15 protein-coding genes are annotated in these 16,823 nt (G+C 49.4%); 9 read left to right on the forward strand and 6 right to left on the reverse strand.

The window, feature by feature from the left end; translation table 11 throughout:
* The first annotated feature begins 10 nt into the window (after positions 1–10).
* From ACMV8I_RS20690 to ACMV8I_RS20720, 7 genes are all read left to right on the forward strand, one after another.
* Complete coding sequence (locus ACMV8I_RS20690; RefSeq protein WP_498867065.1) at positions 11–1,033, forward strand: sulfate ABC transporter substrate-binding protein; 1,023 nt, start codon at positions 11–13, stop codon at positions 1,031–1,033.
* Positions 1,033–1,863: a sulfate/thiosulfate ABC transporter permease CysT gene (gene cysT, locus ACMV8I_RS20695; protein ID WP_498867066.1), complete on the forward strand. Its 831-nt coding sequence runs from the start codon at positions 1,033–1,035 to the stop codon at positions 1,861–1,863. The genes ACMV8I_RS20690 and cysT overlap by 1 nt, the downstream gene beginning before the upstream one ends.
* Positions 1,863–2,738, forward strand: coding sequence for a sulfate/thiosulfate ABC transporter permease CysW (gene cysW / locus ACMV8I_RS20700; RefSeq protein WP_498867067.1), 876 nt, complete (start codon positions 1,863–1,865; stop codon positions 2,736–2,738). The genes cysT and cysW overlap by 1 nt, the downstream gene beginning before the upstream one ends.
* Positions 2,728–3,822 (forward strand): sulfate/thiosulfate ABC transporter ATP-binding protein CysA, encoded by a 1,095-nt coding sequence (gene cysA / locus ACMV8I_RS20705; RefSeq protein ID WP_498867068.1) that lies wholly within the window; start codon positions 2,728–2,730, stop codon positions 3,820–3,822. The genes cysW and cysA overlap by 11 nt, the downstream gene beginning before the upstream one ends.
* Before the next feature lie 175 nt (positions 3,823–3,997).
* Positions 3,998–4,882: a cysteine synthase CysM gene (gene cysM / locus ACMV8I_RS20710; RefSeq protein WP_498867069.1), complete on the forward strand. Its 885-nt coding sequence runs from the start codon at positions 3,998–4,000 to the stop codon at positions 4,880–4,882.
* 115 nt (positions 4,883–4,997) lie between these two features.
* A complete protein-coding gene (locus tag ACMV8I_RS20715) occupies positions 4,998–5,681 on the forward strand; it encodes a response regulator transcription factor (RefSeq protein WP_498867070.1) in 684 nt (227 codons plus the stop codon).
* Positions 5,662–7,011, forward strand: a complete 1,350-nt coding sequence (locus ACMV8I_RS20720; protein WP_498867071.1) for an ATP-binding protein — start codon at positions 5,662–5,664, stop codon at positions 7,009–7,011. The genes ACMV8I_RS20715 and ACMV8I_RS20720 overlap by 20 nt, the downstream gene beginning before the upstream one ends.
* Before the next feature lie 102 nt (positions 7,012–7,113).
* Here the strand turns inward: ACMV8I_RS20720 and crr are convergent, their stop codons facing one another.
* The 6 genes from crr to ACMV8I_RS20750 all read right to left on the reverse strand — a co-directional run bounded on the left by crr (position 7,114) and on the right by ACMV8I_RS20750 (position 13,134).
* On the reverse strand, positions 7,114–7,623 hold the full coding sequence (gene crr, locus ACMV8I_RS20725) for a PTS glucose transporter subunit IIA (RefSeq protein WP_188474579.1): 510 nt from the start codon (positions 7,621–7,623) through the stop codon (positions 7,114–7,116).
* A 47-nt stretch (positions 7,624–7,670) separates the two neighbouring features.
* Positions 7,671–9,398, reverse strand: a complete 1,728-nt coding sequence (gene ptsI / locus ACMV8I_RS20730; RefSeq protein WP_498867072.1) for a phosphoenolpyruvate-protein phosphotransferase PtsI — start codon at positions 9,396–9,398, stop codon at positions 7,671–7,673.
* Between the two features lie 47 nt (positions 9,399–9,445).
* Positions 9,446–9,703: a phosphocarrier protein Hpr gene (gene ptsH, locus ACMV8I_RS20735; RefSeq protein WP_498867073.1), complete on the reverse strand. Its 258-nt coding sequence runs from the start codon at positions 9,701–9,703 to the stop codon at positions 9,446–9,448.
* A gap of 411 nt (positions 9,704–10,114) precedes the next feature.
* Entirely contained in the window at positions 10,115–11,080 is a 966-nt protein-coding gene (cysK, locus tag ACMV8I_RS20740) for a cysteine synthase A (RefSeq protein WP_498867074.1), read from the reverse strand.
* A gap of 310 nt (positions 11,081–11,390) precedes the next feature.
* A complete protein-coding gene (locus tag ACMV8I_RS20745; RefSeq protein ID WP_498867075.1) occupies positions 11,391–12,368 on the reverse strand; it encodes an amidohydrolase family protein in 978 nt (325 codons plus the stop codon).
* Positions 12,369–12,495: 127 nt separating this feature from the next.
* Entirely contained in the window at positions 12,496–13,134 is a 639-nt protein-coding gene (locus tag ACMV8I_RS20750) for a TetR/AcrR family transcriptional regulator (protein WP_498867076.1), read from the reverse strand.
* A 1,259-nt stretch (positions 13,135–14,393) separates the two neighbouring features.
* On the opposite strand from ACMV8I_RS20750, the gene ACMV8I_RS20755 reads away from it, so the two are divergent.
* Together ACMV8I_RS20755 and ACMV8I_RS20760 are read left to right on the forward strand one after the other, a co-directional pair.
* Entirely contained in the window at positions 14,394–14,798 is a 405-nt protein-coding gene (locus ACMV8I_RS20755) for a winged helix-turn-helix domain-containing protein (RefSeq protein WP_498867077.1), read from the forward strand.
* Between the two features lie 243 nt (positions 14,799–15,041).
* A partial coding sequence (locus ACMV8I_RS20760) for an Ig-like domain-containing protein (protein ID WP_498867078.1) occupies positions 15,042–16,823 on the forward strand: 1,782 nt, incomplete at its 3' end.

Genomic DNA, 16,823 nt, shown 5'->3' on the forward strand with positions numbered 1-16,823 from the left:
AAGGCTGCGCATGAAAATGGTCGGGATAAAAAGCAGATTACTGAAGGGTTCTCTTGCCGCGCTGGTGTTGGCGAGCGGTGCAGCCTCTGCTACCGAATTGCTCAATAGTTCCTATGATGTCTCGCGTGAGCTTTTTGCTGCGCTCAACCCCCCGTTTCAGAAACAGTGGGCCGAACAGAACGGCGGCGTCAAGCTGGAGATCAAACAGTCGCATGCCGGCTCCTCCAAGCAGGCGCTGGCTATTCTGCAGGGCCTAAAGGCAGACGTGGTGACTTATAACCAGGTCACCGACGTGCAGATCCTGCACGACCGCGGCAATCTCATTCCTGCCAACTGGCAGAGCCGTTTGCCAAATAACAGTTCACCGTTCTATTCGACCATGGCTTTTTTGGTGCGCAAAGGTAATCCGAAAAACATTCATAGCTGGGATGATTTAACCCGTTCAGACGTCAAGCTGGTCTTCCCTAACCCTAAAACATCCGGCAATGGCCGTTATACCTATCTCGGTGCCTGGGGCGCATTTAATCAGCAGGATGGCAATAATCAGGATAAAACCCGCGCGAAAATGGCCAGCCTGTTGAAAAATGTTGAAGTGTTCGACACCGGCGGCCGTGGTGCGACCACCACGTTTGTGGAACGTGGATTGGGTGATGTGCTGATCAGTTTTGAATCGGAAGTGAATAACATCCGTAAACAGTACGGTGATGACAAGTACGAAGTGATCGTCCCGCCGGTTGATATTTTGGCGGAATTCCCGGTGGCTTGGGTCGACAAGAATGTCGAGAAGAACGGTACTGAGAAAGCAGCCAAGGATTACCTGAACTACTTATGGAGCCCGCAGGCACAGCAAATTATCACCAGTTTCAACTACCGCGTGTATGACAAGAATGCTATGGCAGCGGCGAAAGGGCAGTTCCCTGATACCAAATTATTCAAAGTTGAAGACGAGTTTGGCAGCTGGCCACTAGTGATGAAAACCCATTTCAGTACCGGCGGTGAGCTGGATAAACTGTTAGAGCAAGGTCACCAGTAATGTTGTTGTCGAGCAAACGCGTACTTCCCGGATTTACCCTGAGCCTCGGTAGCAGCCTGCTGTTTGTTTGTCTGGTTTTGTTACTGCCGCTCAGTGCGCTGGTGATGCAGTTGTCGCAAATGACACTGGCCGAATATTGGGCAGTGATCACCAACGATCAGGTAATGGCAGCTTACAAAGTGACGCTGCTTTCTGCGGGTGTCGCCAGTCTTTTTAACTGTTTCTTCGGCATGTTGATGGCGTGGATATTGACCCGCTATGAATTTCCAGGCAAAAGTTTGCTCGACGGGCTGATGGATTTACCTTTTGCTTTGCCAACGGCGGTGGCCGGTCTGACGCTGGCCGGTTTGTTCTCCGTCAACGGTTTTTACGGCCAGTGGCTGGCGCATTTTGATATCAAAGTTTCCTATACCTGGCTGGGTATTGCAGTAGCGATGGCCTTCACCAGTATTCCGTTTGTAGTGCGCACGGTGCAGCCAGTGTTGGAAGAGTTGGGACCGGAATATGAAGAGGCGGCTGAAACACTCGGTGCATCACGCTGGCAGAGTTTTCGTCGCGTGGTATTGCCGGAAGTGATGCCATCGTTGCTGGCGGGAACTGCGCTCTCCTTTACGCGAAGCCTGGGTGAGTTTGGGGCGGTGATTTTCATCGCGGGTAACCTCGCCTGGAAAACCGAAGTGACCTCGCTGATGATTTTTATCCGGCTGCAGGAGTTTGATTACCCCGCCGCCAGCGCCATCGCTTCGGTGATTCTGGCGGCGTCGCTGCTGCTGCTGTTTGCGATTAATACCTTACAAAGCCGTTATGGCCGTCGCCTTGGAGGTCACTAATGTCTGATATTCCGGCTTTTGCAGGCGAAACGCGTCAGCGCATCGATTGGGTGAAATGGTTATTAATCGGCACCGGCATGTTGATTTGCCTGCTGTTGCTGGTGGTGCCGATGATCACCATCTTTGTGCTGGCGCTCTCCGATGGCATTGCGGCGGTGTGGAAGAATCTGTCTGATTCCGACATGCTGCATTCGATCTGGCTGACCGTTTTGATCGCGTTCATCACCGTGCCAGTAAACCTTATTTTCGGTACGCTGCTGGCCTGGCTGGTGGCGCGCTTTGATTTTCCAGGCCGTCAGTTGTTGCTGACGCTGATCGATATCCCGTTTGCCGTATCGCCAGTGGTGGCGGGTCTGCTGTATCTGTTGTTCTACGGCACGAATGGTCCGTTAGGCGGTTGGCTGGATGCCCACAATATTCAGTTCATGTTTGCCTGGCCGGGGATGGTGATGGTGACAGTCTTCGTCACTTGCCCGTTTGTTATCCGTGAACTGGTGCCGGTGATGTTGAGCCAGGGCAGCCACGAAGATGAAGCAGCGGTACTGCTTGGCGCATCTGGCTGGCAGATGTTCCGCCGCGTTACGCTGCCGAATATCCGCTGGGCATTGCTGTACGGCGTGGTGTTGACCAACGCTCGCGCCATTGGCGAGTTCGGTGCGGTGTCTGTGGTGTCCGGCGCTATTCGTGGTGAAACCTACACGTTACCACTGCAAGTTGAATTACTGCATCAGGATTATAATACCGCTGGCGCGTTTACTGCCGCCGCGCTGTTAACCCTGATGGCCATCGTCACACTGTTTCTGAAAAGCGGTCTGCAATGGCGTCTGAAGCGCTATAACGACCGTCTTGAGCGGGAGGAAAGCAATGAGCATTGAAATTAACGGTATCAATAAATATTTCGGCCGCACCAAGGTACTGAACGATATCTCGCTCGATATTGCTTCCGGAGAGATGGTGGCGCTGCTTGGGCCTTCCGGCTCGGGTAAAACCACGCTGCTGCGGATTATCGCCGGACTGGAAAACCAGAATACCGGACAACTGAGCTTCCACGGCAAAGACGTCACGCGCCTGCATGCTCGCGATCGTCAGGTCGGTTTTGTGTTCCAGCATTACGCGCTGTTCCGCCATATGACGGTATTCGACAACATTGCTTTTGGTCTGACGGTGTTGCCGCGCCGCGAGCGGCCTAATACTGAAGCTATTAAACAGAAAGTCACCAAACTGCTGGAGATGGTCCAACTGGCTCATCTCGCCAACCGCTTTCCTGCTCAGCTTTCCGGTGGTCAGAAACAGCGGGTAGCGCTGGCGCGGGCGTTAGCCGTTGAGCCGCAAATTCTGTTGCTGGATGAGCCCTTTGGTGCGCTGGATGCCCAGGTGCGTAAAGAGCTACGCCGTTGGTTGCGCCAACTGCACGAAGAGTTGAAATTCACCAGCGTGTTCGTGACCCACGATCAGGAAGAAGCGATGGAAGTCGCCGATCGCGTGGTGGTGATGAGCCAAGGCAATATTGAGCAAGTTGGTACGCCACAGGAGATCTGGCGAGATCCGGCGACCCGATTTGTGCTGGAATTTATGGGCGAAGTGAATAAAATCGGCGGCAAGATCCGCGGTTCACAGCTTTATGTTGGCAACTACCATTGGCCTCTGGATAATCCGCCGCTGCATCAGGGGGAAGTTGATCTGTTCCTGCGTCCGTGGGAAATGGAGATCACAGCCCAAAGCACGGCGCGCTGTCCGTTGCCAGTGAAGGTGCTTGAAGTCAGCCCGCGTGGACACTTTTGGCAACTCATCGTCCAGGCCGAAGGTTGGCATGATGAACCTCTATCGGTGGTGTTGTCTGACTTCAACGGCCAGTCGACACCTGTTCGTGGTGACCGTTTTTACGTCGGTGGGCTCAACGGGCGCATGTACTCCGGTGCTCAACAGCTACAACCCGTTGCATTGGCAAAAAGTGCCTGATATTTTTTAGTCACATAGGGTTTTAACTGTTACATTTTTAACGAATATATTTTTAAACGCATAAAGGAAAAGGGCGGTCTGCGAGCTGCCCTTTTTATCGTCTGATACTCATTTATTCAATTTTCATTGCTGTTTATATTTAAAAGTTATAATCAGCAAAAATAAGGCAACTACAGTGGGCACGCTCGAACATTACATCGGTAATACGCCTTTGGTGAAATTACAGCGTCTGTCGAAGGATCTGGACAGCGAGATTTGGGTCAAACTGGAAGGGAATAATCCGGCGGGTTCGGTGAAGGATCGCGCGGCACTGTTTATGATTGAACAGGCTGAAAAACGTGGTGAGATCCAACCCGGTGATACATTGATCGAAGCCACCAGCGGTAATACCGGTATTGCGCTGGCGATGATTGCTGCACTGAAAGGTTACAAACTTAAATTACTGATGCCGGAAAATATGAGTCTGGAACGGCAGACGTCAATGCGTGCTTATGGAGCTGAACTTTTGCTGATTAGCCGCGCACAGGGTATGGAGGGCGCGCGTGACCTGGCGCTGGAAATGGAACAACAGGGGCAGGGGAAAGTACTGGACCAGTTTAACAATCCGGATAACCCTCTGGCACATTTCAAGACTACCGGCCCGGAAATCTGGCAGCAGACCCAAGGGCGTATCACCCATTTTGTCTCCAGCATGGGAACCACTGGCACCATCACTGGCGTCAGCCGCTTCCTGCGTACACAAAATGCTGCTGTAAAAATTATCGGACTGCAACCTTCTGAAGGCAGCAGCATTCCGGGGATCCGCCGCTGGCCGCAGAAGTATATGCCGGGTATATTCCAACCAGAACTGGTGGATGGCGTTATCGATATGGCTCAGGATGAAGCCGAAGAGACCATGCGCGCGCTGGCGCGGAAAGAGGGTATTTTCTGCGGTGTTAGCTCCGGAGGCGCGGTCGCGGGCGCTATACGGGTCGCGCGGGATAATCCGCGAAGTGTGGTGGTTGCTATTATTTGCGACCGTGGTGACCGCTATTTATCCACCGGTGTTTTTGCCGTTTGAATTTTGGCCTTCAGCGACTCTTTACGACGTACAGTGTAAAATTAGAGTAAAAGCGGCTGCATGTAACCCGGTAAGGGGTAAAAATGACCAGAATTCAGTTAGGCGGAAATAAATGATGAAAATTTTATTAGTCGATGACGATCTCGAGTTGGGTACTATGCTCAGCGAGTACCTGATAGCTGAAGGTTTCAACGCCTCGCTGGTGCTGACCGGTAAAGCCGGTGTGGATGGCGCAATGTCCGGTGAGTATTCGGCGATGATCCTCGACATTATGTTGCCTGATATGAGCGGGATCGATGTGCTCCGTCAGGTACGTAAAAACAGCCGTATGCCGATCATTATGCTCACGGCTAAAGGCGATAATATTGACCGGGTGATTGGGTTGGAAATGGGTGCGGATGATTATATGCCGAAGCCTTGCTACCCCCGTGAACTGGTGGCACGTTTGCGCGCAGTGCTGCGCCGTGTGGAAGAGCAGAAGGAAGCCCCGTCTGATACTTCAACGGTTAACTATGGGGATCTGACGCTCAATCCGGCTACCCGCAGCAGCGAATGGCGCGGTGCACTGTTTGATCTTACGGCGTCTGAATTCAATCTGCTCGAGCTTTTATTGCGCGCGCCTGAACGTGTGGTATCCAAGGATGAATTGTCGGAAAAGGGCTTAGGCCGTCCGCGCGAAGCCTATGATCGTAGTATCGATGTCCACATCAGCAACATTCGCCAGAAACTGGCGTCGCTGGAAGGCGGCGATATCCTGACAATTGAAACGGTAAGAAGTATTGGCTATCGCATCAGGTAAACGCCTTCGCGGAAGGTTATTCTGGAAAATCCTGTTCGGATTCTGGTTCACGTTCATCGCTATCACTCAGGTTCTCTGGGTGGTATTTACTTTCATCAATCATCACGAGCCCCCTGAAAGCGGTATCGCACGGCGTTTTGTTAAACTGCAAGTCACCTCTGCGGTTTCTACGCTGCATGTTGGCGGTATGCCTGCGTTGAATGCGATGATGGCTGACTGGCCTGACGCTGACCGTCAGTATTTTTCCGTGACCACTTCAATGTTGCCTGCGGAAGGCGAAACCATGCAAGACCTCGGACCCGGTAAGATCCCTAAAGAAATTGTCGAATTTGTTCAGGGGCCTAACGGACAGGGTTATCGGCTGCGTTATAACGTCGAAGGTCTGATGAATGAATATAACCCTAAGCGTAGGGAGCATATGCTCAACGTACCGACGCCGTTGCTGTGGATTGGTGGTTTAGGGGGGCTTTTATTCAGCGCTGTTCTTGCCTGGAACCTGACGCGGCCCATGTTGCAGATGCGCAGGGCCTTTGGCCGGGTGGCGCAGGGGGATTTGTCCGTACGGCTGTTTGACAGCATGGGCAAACGGCATGATGAGTTATCTGAAGTAGCGCGCGACTTTGACTCCATGGCAGAACGCCTGCAGGTACTGGTCAAAGCCCGTGAGGAGCTACTGCACGACGTCTCGCATGAGTTACGTTCACCTCTTGCCCGGTTGCAGCTGGCAATTGGTTTAGCGCGTCAGAACCCGCTTAACGTCGAAACGTCCCTGCAGCGCATCGAACATGAAGCGGGTCGTCTCGATAAAATGATTGGTGAGCTGCTGGCGCTGTCGAGGACCGAAAATAGTAATATGCCCGACGAAGAGTATTTCGACCTGTATGGACTGGTGGAAGCGGTCGTTAATGATGCCCAATATGAGGCGCAGTTGCCGGGTGTGGGAATTATACTCAAAGCCGATATGAGTGAGCAGAGTGACTATACCGTGAAGGGCAATGCCGAACTGATGCGACGTGCGATTGATAACGTGGTGCGCAATGCATTACGGTTCTCCGCGCGTGGGCAGGCGGTAACGGTATCCTTAACGCAGGATGAACAATGGCTGACGATTGACGTGGAAGATCAAGGGCCGGGCGTTGAAGAGGACAAGCTGTCGAGCATTTTCGACCCGTTTGTGCGAGTGAAATCTCCGCTCTCAGGTAAAGGTTACGGTTTAGGGTTGGCGATCACCCGCAAGGTGATGGTGGCTCATGACGGTAAGGTCGATGCCCGCAACGCGATGCCACACGGCCTGGTAATAAGCCTGCAGGTGCCTCACTGGAAGATTTAAGCCCTACAATTTAATAATGACCTGCAACTTGAGCTATTGAAATAGTATCACAGGCAATAAAAAACGGCGCATTGAGCGCCGTTTTTTATGTCATCAGATATCTTACTTTCTGATTCGAATAATCGGTGTTTCGCCGACGATCACGCTACCCGTCAGTTTAATCAGCTCTTTGATCTCATCCATGTTAGAGATAACAACTGGAGTCAGGGTCGACTTAGCTTTCTCTTCCAGCAGGGCCAGATCAAATTCGATAATCAGATCGCCTTTCTTCACGCGTTGACCTTCTTCTGCGATGCGTTTGAAGCCTTCGCCTTTCAGTTCAACTGTATCAATACCGAAGTGGACAAACAGCTCAATGCCGCTGTCAGACTCGATTGAGAAAGCATGATTAGTTTCAAAGATTTTACCGATAGTACCATCAACCGGAGCAACCATTTTATTGCCAGATGGTTTGATGGCAATGCCATCACCAACGATTTTCTCAGCGAAAACTACGTCAGGAACATCTTCAATGTTGACAATTTCACCAGAAATTGGCGCTACGATTTCAATAGTACCAACATCTTTTTTATCATCAGAAACTAATGATTTCAGTTTATCGAACAAACCCATGATCTTCTCCTAAGCATTAATTTGGGCAGCTTTACAGCATCGCGCAATTAGCAGAGTGTTTTTTCTTCAATGAACTTGTTAACCAGGTTCATCAACTCTTGCGCCGTAGGTTGAGCCAGAGCTTCATCTGCCAGCGCTTTCACATCTTCGAAGTTTGTATTACGAATAATTTTCTTGATGCGTGGGATTGAGATAGAGCTCATGCTGAACTCATCCAAACCCATGCCCAATAGAAGAAGTGTAGCACGTTCGTCACCAGCTAGCTCGCCACACATACCTGTCCATTTTCCGGCAGCATGAGATGCGTCAATGACTTGCTTGATTAAAGCCAGTACAGAAGGCGACATTGGGTTATAAAGATGAGAGATCAGCTCGTTACCGCGATCCACAGCCAAAGTATACTGTGTAAGATCGTTAGTACCAATACTGAAGAAATCGACTTCTTTTGCCAGATGGTGAGCAATTACGGCTGCTGCCGGAGTCTCAACCATTACGCCGACTTCGATGGTTTCATCGAATGCCTGACCTTTTTCCCGAAGTTCCACTTTCAGCATTTCAAGTTCTGCTTTCAGCTCACGCACTTCTTCAACAGAAATGATCATCGGGAACATGATACGCAGTTTACCGAAAGCAGAAGCACGCAGAATACCTTTCAACTGGTCGTGAAGAATTTCTTTACGGTCCAGACAGATGCGGATTGCACGCCAACCCAGGAAGGGATTCTCTTCTTTTGGCAGGTTCATGTACGGCAGGTCTTTATCACCGCCGATGTCCATGGTGCGGACGATCACCGCCTGTGAGCCCATTGCTTCAGCAACCGCTTTGTAAGCCTGGAATTGCTCTTCTTCAGTAGGCAGGCTGTCACGGTCCATGAACAGAAATTCTGTGCGATACAGGCCAACACCTTCAGCGCCATTACGCTCTGCACCGGCGACGTCACGCACGGTACCGATGTTGGCACAGACTTCAACCTGATGACCATCCAGCGTAATTGCCGGTAAGTCTTTCAGCTTGGTTAGATCGTCTTTCTCAGTAATATATTGATTCTGAACCGCTTTCAGTTCGTCAATAATATCTGCCGTTGGGTTAACGTAGATTTTATTGTTAACGGCATCGAGGATCAGATAGTCGCCGTTTTTCACCTTTTTGGTCACATCGCTGGTACCAACAATTGCCGGTAATTCCAGGGAGCGTGCCATAATTGAGGTGTGGGAGGTCCGGCCGCCCAAATCAGTAATAAAGCCCAGCACCTTGTTCAGGTTCAGCTGCGCGGTCTCTGATGGGGTCAAATCGGTTGCAACCAAAATAACTTCATCCTGGATGGAGCTCAGATCGACAATCGCCAGATTCAAAATATTCCGCAGAAGACGTTTACCGATGTCACGCACGTCAGCTGCACGTTCTTTCAGGTACTCATCATCCAACTCTTCCAGTGCCTTAGCTTGCCCTTCAATAACTGAATAGGCAGCCGCATCTGCGGAGGCGTGGTCGTCTTTGATTAGGGCTATGATTTCCTGCTCAAGCTCTTCGTCTTCCAACAACATTATGTGGCCTTCGAAGATGGCTTCTTTCTCTTCACCGAAGGTTTCGCCTGCTTTGGTTTTGATCGTCTCTAACTGTGCGGAAGCTTTAGCACGGCCTGACAGGAAACGTTTTACTTCCTGATCAACTTCTTCAGAAGATATTTTTTTCCGGTTGATGACAATCTCATCTTCTTTTAACAGAAGCGCTTTGCCGAAAGCGATACCGGGAGATACTAAAATGCCTGAAATCATAACCCTACCTTTCTCTTGACTGGTTTAAACTATAAAGACCGGGCTAGTTACTCGAGCTCTGCCATCAGTTTTACCAAGTGTTCAACGGCTTTCTGCTCGTCTTCACCTTCTGCAGAGAGGGTTACCACTGTGCCTTGAGTCAGGCCAAGTGTTTGCAGTTTGAAAAGACTTTTTGCGCTGGCGCTTTTACCATTTGATGTCAACGTGATGTCAGAAGTAAAACCTTTAGCTTCTTTCACAAATTGTGCAGCAGGGCGAGTGTGCAGGCCATTTGGTGCAGTGATAGTAACTTCTTGCTGGAACATTGTTGTTTCCCCAACTTATTAAAGTAATGTTGTGGAGCTAAAGTTTAGCTTATTGGCTTCACTTTAGCCTGTAGATATTAGCGCCTGACTATGGTTCAGGGGCTGGTTCGGATGCAACAGAAAAGAGAAAATAGCGCACTCAGCGATAAAATTCTTTGCCCTAAATCCAGGCATCTCTGTTATCTCCCCATTATGCCGTCTTTTCCTTCCATGTAACAAATCGGTAAATCGATTTAGCGGAAGGGGACATTGAGGCGATTAATTTCGCGCATCGAAATAATTGAACGTTAAATACTAAACCTGACGGGTAAAATCAATCATAGAGTGGTGTAAAGTTTGACATAGCCCACAAAAAAGCACCCTTTCGGATGCTTTTTTAACCAACTCGGCACTATTTTGAGATATGTGGCATTATTGTTGCAATTCTTTTTCTGTAAACAAATCTGCAAACAATGCAGTACTCAGATAGCGTTCTGCAGATGAAGGCAGGATAACCACGATATTTTTATCGGCAAACTCCGGTTCTTCGGAAAGTTTCACTGCAGCGGCCACCGCCGCACCCGAGGAAATGCCAGCCAGAATGCCTTCTTCTTCCATCAAACGTCGCGCCATGCTGAAAGATTCATCATTGGTGATGAGTGAGACACGATCAATCAACGTCAGATCCAGGTTACCTGGAATGAAGCCCGCGCCAATGCCCTGAATTTTATGTGGGCCAGGTTTTAATTCTTCGCCGTTCAACGCCTGGGTGATGACCGGAGAATCAGTAGGCTCAACGGCTACCAGCGTAATGCTGCTGTTTTTGTTTTTCAGATAACGGCCAACACCTGTAAGGGTGCCGCCTGTACCAACACCTGCAACGAACACATCTACTTCACCATCGGTATCTTCCCAGATCTCCGGGCCAGTGGTTTTTTCGTGGATGGCGGGGTTGGCAGGGTTACTGAACTGCTGAAGGATCAAATAATGCTGCGGATCGCTGGCCTGAATTTCCTCAGCCTTAGCGATAGCGCCTTTCATGCCTTTGGCACCTTCGGTCAGAATCAGATTAGCCCCCAGCGCTTTAAGCAGTTTACGGCGCTCTACGCTCATGGTTTCAGGCATGGTTAGGGTTAATTTGTATCCTCTTGCTGCCGCCACGTATGCCAGAGCAATACCGGTATTACCGCTAGTCGGCTCAACTAATTCTTTATCTTTGGTTAGGATGCCGCTTTTCTCAGCATCCCAAATCATGTTCGCGCCGATACGGCACTTAACACTGAAGCTCGGGTTACGGGATTCGACCTTAGCCAGAATACGACCATTGCCAATACGGTTCAGACGAACCAGCGGCGTGTGGCCGATTGTTAATGAATTGTCTTCGTAGATCTTGCTCATAACCCGTCCTTTGACTGTAGGTCTTTGACTATAGGAAAGTTCGTGGCGTGGAACGTTTCGCTTTCTTGAAACCTTCAACACGTTGAAAATAGTGAGGATCACAAAAGCATACGCGATCGGTTTTTCCAGTGAAGTAAGGAATTGATATATTATATGTTATTAAGAAATATAACTTAATACTCATCACCTTACGCTCCCACTAACCGTCAAACGACCCTCGCCAGCTGCACTTTGCATGGTTGGGCATCGATGAAACCGCAGTGTAGGCAATAATGATTAAGCATATACATGCCTGTTCCTCACCTTTCACCTAAAGTCCGAACACGCGGGCCGCGTTGTCGTGAAATATTTTCTGCTTATCATTAGCCGAAATAGGGGCCTGTTCGATCATCGTATTGAACTGTTCCGCATTTGCAATAGGATAGTCTGTTGCGAACAATATCCGATCGCTCCCCACGGCCAGCATCGTACCTATCAGCGTTTCAGGAGTAAGATTTCCGCTAGTGGTGATCAGAACATTGTTACGGACATAGTGCGACAACGAATGCTTTTGGATCGCCGCGTTTGCGCTCGGGCTTTGCGCGAACTGATCAAACCGGCCGAAATGGAAAGGCAGAAGTTCACCCATGTGGCCGAGCACGAGCTGCAGGTCAGGAAACTGGTCGAACAGGCCGCTCGACATAATCCGCAGCGCATGAAAACCTGTTTCCACGCTCCATCCCCAGGCAATATTCGATAATGCTGGATAATCTATGTAGTCGCCTACCGGTTGAATCGGCTCAACACCTGGATGAAGGTATATCGGTACGCCCAGTTCAGCGGCGGTTTCCCAGATGGGCATGAACTTTGGCATATCGAGGCACTCTCCGTTGGTGCGCCCATTGATCATTGCACCATAGAAGCCAAACTGGGTCACGCAACGGCGTAGTTCGGCAGCTGCGGCTTTGGGATCTTGTACTGGCAGTGCCGCCCAACCGCCGAACCGCCCGGGATGTGCGATAGTGCGCTCAGCGAGGAAATCATTCATCTGGCGAGCCTTAGCGACCGCCCGCTGCACGTCATCGTCACGTTGAACTCCTGCGCCATTGTAGTAGGAGAGGATGGCGAGGCGGATGCCCATCTTGTCCATGTCCGCGATCCTTCCGGCATCGACATCGCGAGCCATCGCCAGGTTTTGCGCAAAACCTGGCATGTCGAGAATATCTTTCCCTTGGGCCAGCATCTGGAAGTAATCATGCTGATTAGGATCCATGAAATGTTCTTCGAGCGCTATCTTGTAAGGTGTCATAGTCAGTATGTCCTTTCTGTTGTCTGGGAGTCGTTGAATAAACAGTGATTTCGGTCGTCTTTTTTGACATTAGTCTTGGGCTTACCCATGACCAACGTTTTCCGATCTTGTCCTTCTCTCGCTTTTGTTACTTGGGAGTCAACGCTTGTTGTTTCACCTCAGCTACGCCGTAGCCTCCCAGAAATGTCTCAATGGCACGTTGGACGGCTCCCTTGAGCTCGATGTTGGATAACTCAGCTCTTATCCCCATTAGGCAGGGAAAAACCGTCTCGGACTCCAGTAAAGCGATTAGATGTCGTGCAGCAATCTTGGGATCTGCCGCCCGCATGTTGCCGGCAACCATCTGGGTTTGAAAAAAACGTGCCAGTAATTCCGAGGCAATCTGTGGCCCAGCTTGAAAGAAAAGCCGCCCTATATCACTGCGCCCGGCTTCGCTTACCACTGTTCGCATTGCTTTGATCGACGTCTCGTTAGCGACTATTGCGAATGCGGTCTCACCGAACTCCTGTAGTACATTTGACAGATCTTTACTTTTGCTTGTCAGTAGCCCCTCCAGACTTGGAATAATCTGGCTTTTTGCTGTCTGCTGACTAACTGCTACAAAAAGCTCTTCTTTGGAGGAGAAATAGCGATATAGCGTCGACTTGGAACCCCCTATCCGGGATGCAATGCCTGCCATTGAAGCACCCTCGAATCCTTGCTCGTGAAAGATTTCTGTAGCTGCCTGAAGAATAGAATCACGCTTGATGTCCGTAAGTACTCGCATGAGAGGTCCTTTTATTTCGATACCAATGTGTACTATTATTGCTTGAAGAAAGGTTTCTGTCAAAGTGCATATCAGTACAGATTGGTATCGTTAACTTTCCCCTTTCTGGAGTACTTCACGTGTCTTGGATATCAGATATTGAGAACTGCAGTAAATGCTGAGAGAGCAATGTGTCAATGTTAGCTACACCACGATTTATTGTTGAGCTCAGTTCTACCGCCCTTGTAGCTAGAATGAAATTTTATGAGTTACCTATATTCCAGGAGAGTCCCATAATATTAAGAACTATCCAACTCTAATATTAAGAACTATCCAACCAGCTGTTTACATTAACTGTGTATTATTTCGCTCCGATAATATATTTAACTTATGTCTTTAAATCGCGGTTCCAAATAGTAGGGCACTAAAAGTGAACTTGTATCCTTCCTGATGTGGTGATTCTTTATCACTCAGACCTTTATATAGAAGAAGTATTAAATATATTGTTTATGTTTATCAGTGAGTTGCTTAGACTGATTCAGTAAAGGAGAGCTCTTATATGTGCTATTGCATGAGCAATCACTGCTATCGAACAATGTGGTAATTACTGAGAAATGTAAGATGTTTATGAAAGCTGGGTAACCTTTTTCAGGCGACAAATATGGCGTGAAAAAGTGGAGTGTTACGAGATTCAGATATTTATTAAATAATCTATTTTTGATTTGGCGCAATAAAATTATTGTTTGACACTAGCATTAACTTGTGGAAATGGTTCGTTTAGAACCTGTTTAGTCTGTGTAATGTTTAATAGCGACATTGATAAAACAACGTGACGTGAAATTCTTTACTGGATAAGTCTCAAACGGCGCTTTAAACACTCTGTTTCTACCTGATATTAGTAAATATTAGTGAGTAATTAGATGTACCTAATGCACTTTATGGTGGTTGTGGTTTGGATGACAATTTAGTTGTTGACAGTTTGTCTTTTCATAAATACTAAACGTAATCCATATAAAATTCCAAAAATCACGAAAATAAAAAGCAAAATATTGAGTGATTTTTTGTGAGTGAACCCTATGGTAACTATCATTTATTGTTGTCGTGGTGTTAAAAAAAATGTGTATAAAGGATTTATTGGTTTTTTATACTAATATTTATAAAAAATATGACTAAAAATTTTCATGATTTTAGGAATTAGCTTGCTACTACTGTTTCTCTTAATAAATCGGTAAAGTTGCCAGTCGGAGCATTTCTTGGTTTTCTGATTCATGGAGGATTATATGGAAAACGTCATTGTTGGGTATTATATCGGCCACCATGTACAGTTTGATTTCATCCATCGTAGGTTAGTCAATATTGATAAAAGAAAACGTGGGCTTATAAAAGAGCACAGGTTACGTGACACCATGAATCGGTTACTTTTATTCTTATTGCAAAATGCAAATGATCAGATCGTTCTGACACGTGATGTTCTATATCATGTTTGGGATGTACATGGCCTTAGTTCTTCAAATCAGCGCTTATGGCAGGTCATGCAATCATTACAGTTTCGCTTACTGTCATTGAATGTGCCCCATGATTTTGTCAGTTTCCAGCAAACCATTAAAGGAAAAGGGATTTATCTTAAGGGCGATATGATAAAACCTTATTACTTTCATTTCGACGAAAATATAATCTACAACTGATTAAGTTTTCTGGGTTACTACTATTTTATTTAAATCCAAAATTATATGGTGCCTTTTTTATTAAAGGTGCCGTGGCGGTTTTTTAAGGAGGATGTGGATCGATTTAGAAATAATGGATAGCAAGTAATATGGGAAAGGAATCACTCCTTTTTAAATGTAAGTCATTTCATAATATATTGGTGAAAAATGAATTTTCAGTTAATAATCAAGGATATCAAAGGGAGTGTTATTTCTAAAAATTCCTTGAATGCCAATCAACCTATCTCACTGAAGGCGCCGCAGCAGGCGGTATCCTTTGAAATTCACAGTAGTAAAGGTCAACCACCTAAAAAGATCGTAGCCACTAAAGTTAACGATACTCTGAATCTTGAGTTAGTCGATGAGGTGACGGGTGAACATTATATTATCGTTCTTGAAAATTATTCGACAAGCGAACCACTTGCTATCGCTGCCTCTGGTCCTGATGGGGTCATGTATACCTACGAGTATGATATTGCTAATGGGCTTTACGAGCTGACAAGTACTCCGGTCGAGTCACTTACTGCAGACAATATGCTTGCCCTAGGGGGAGCCTTTGCAACTGCGGCTGCACTGATTGGCGTAGCCACTGCCGCTAGTTCACTACACCACCACTCCAACACATCCTCTTCCTCATCAGCAGCGGGAAGTAGCGATCTTGTCAATGATTCGGGCTTATCTCCAGTGATGACCGATCAGGTCGGTAATATCATCAGTAATGGAAGCACTATTTCTGACAGCACGCCAACCTTCAACGGCAACAATATGGCGCCGGGCTCAACCGTGATTATCAGCGACGGCGACGCGATGATTGGTGAAGCCACCGTAGACGAAGACGGCAACTGGACGTTTACGCCGGATGCACCTTTGGCGGATGGCGAACACGCCATCACGGTTGACGGCACGGATGCGGACGGTAACGCGACCAGCGACACCGTGAACATCGTGGTAGAGACCGACGCAGCGGACGGCGGCGCGGACGCAGAGCCGGTCACCGACACCGACACCGACGCGGACAGTGCCAGTACGCCAGCCATGACCGACGACGCGGGCAACCCGATTGCTGACGGCAGCACCACGGCCGACAGCACGCCGACCCTGAGCGGCGACGATATGGCGCCGGGCTCCACCGTGGTGATCACCGACGGCGACGCCGTGATTGGTGAAGTGACCGCGGACGAAGACGGCAGTTGGACGTTTACGCCGGATGCACCGCTGGCCGACGGCGAACACGCCATCACGGTAGACGGCACCGATGCGGACGGCAACGCGACCAGCGACACCGTGAACATCGTGGTAGAGACCGACGCAGTGGACGGCGGCGCGGACGCAGAGCCGGGCACCGACGCCGACGCGGACAGCGCCAGTACGCCAGCCATGACCGACGACGCGGGCAACGCGATCGCCGACGGCAGCACCACCAGCGACAGCACCCCGACCATCAGCGGCGACGGCATGAAGCCTGGCTCGACAGTCACCGTCAGCGACGGCGATGAGGTGATCGGTGAAGCCACCGTGGATGCAGACGGCAGTTGGACCTTTACGCCGGATGCACCGCTGGCCGACGGCGAACACGCCATCACGGTAGACGGCACCGATGCGGACGGCAACGCGACCAGCGACACCGTGAACATCGTGGTAGAGACCGACGCAGCGGACGGCGGCGCGGACGCAGAGCCGGGCACCGACACCGACGCGGACAGTGCCAGTACGCCGGCCATGACCGATGACGCGGGCAATCCGATCGTCGACGGCAGCACCACGGCCGACAGCACGCCGACCCTGAGCGGCGACGGCATGAAGCCTGGCTCGACAGTCACCGTCAGCGACGGCGATGAGGTGATCGGTGAAGCCACCGTGGATGCAGACGGCAGTTGGACCTTTACGCCGGACGACGCACTGGCGGACGGCGACCATGCGCTGGTGATTGACGGTACCAATGCGGACGGCAACGCAACCAGCGACACCGTCAATATCGTGATCGATACCGAGGCCACCACATCGGGC

Source organism: Ewingella sp. S1.OA.A_B6 (assembly GCF_049889095.1).
Classification (GTDB): Bacteria; Pseudomonadota; Gammaproteobacteria; order Enterobacterales; family Enterobacteriaceae; genus Ewingella.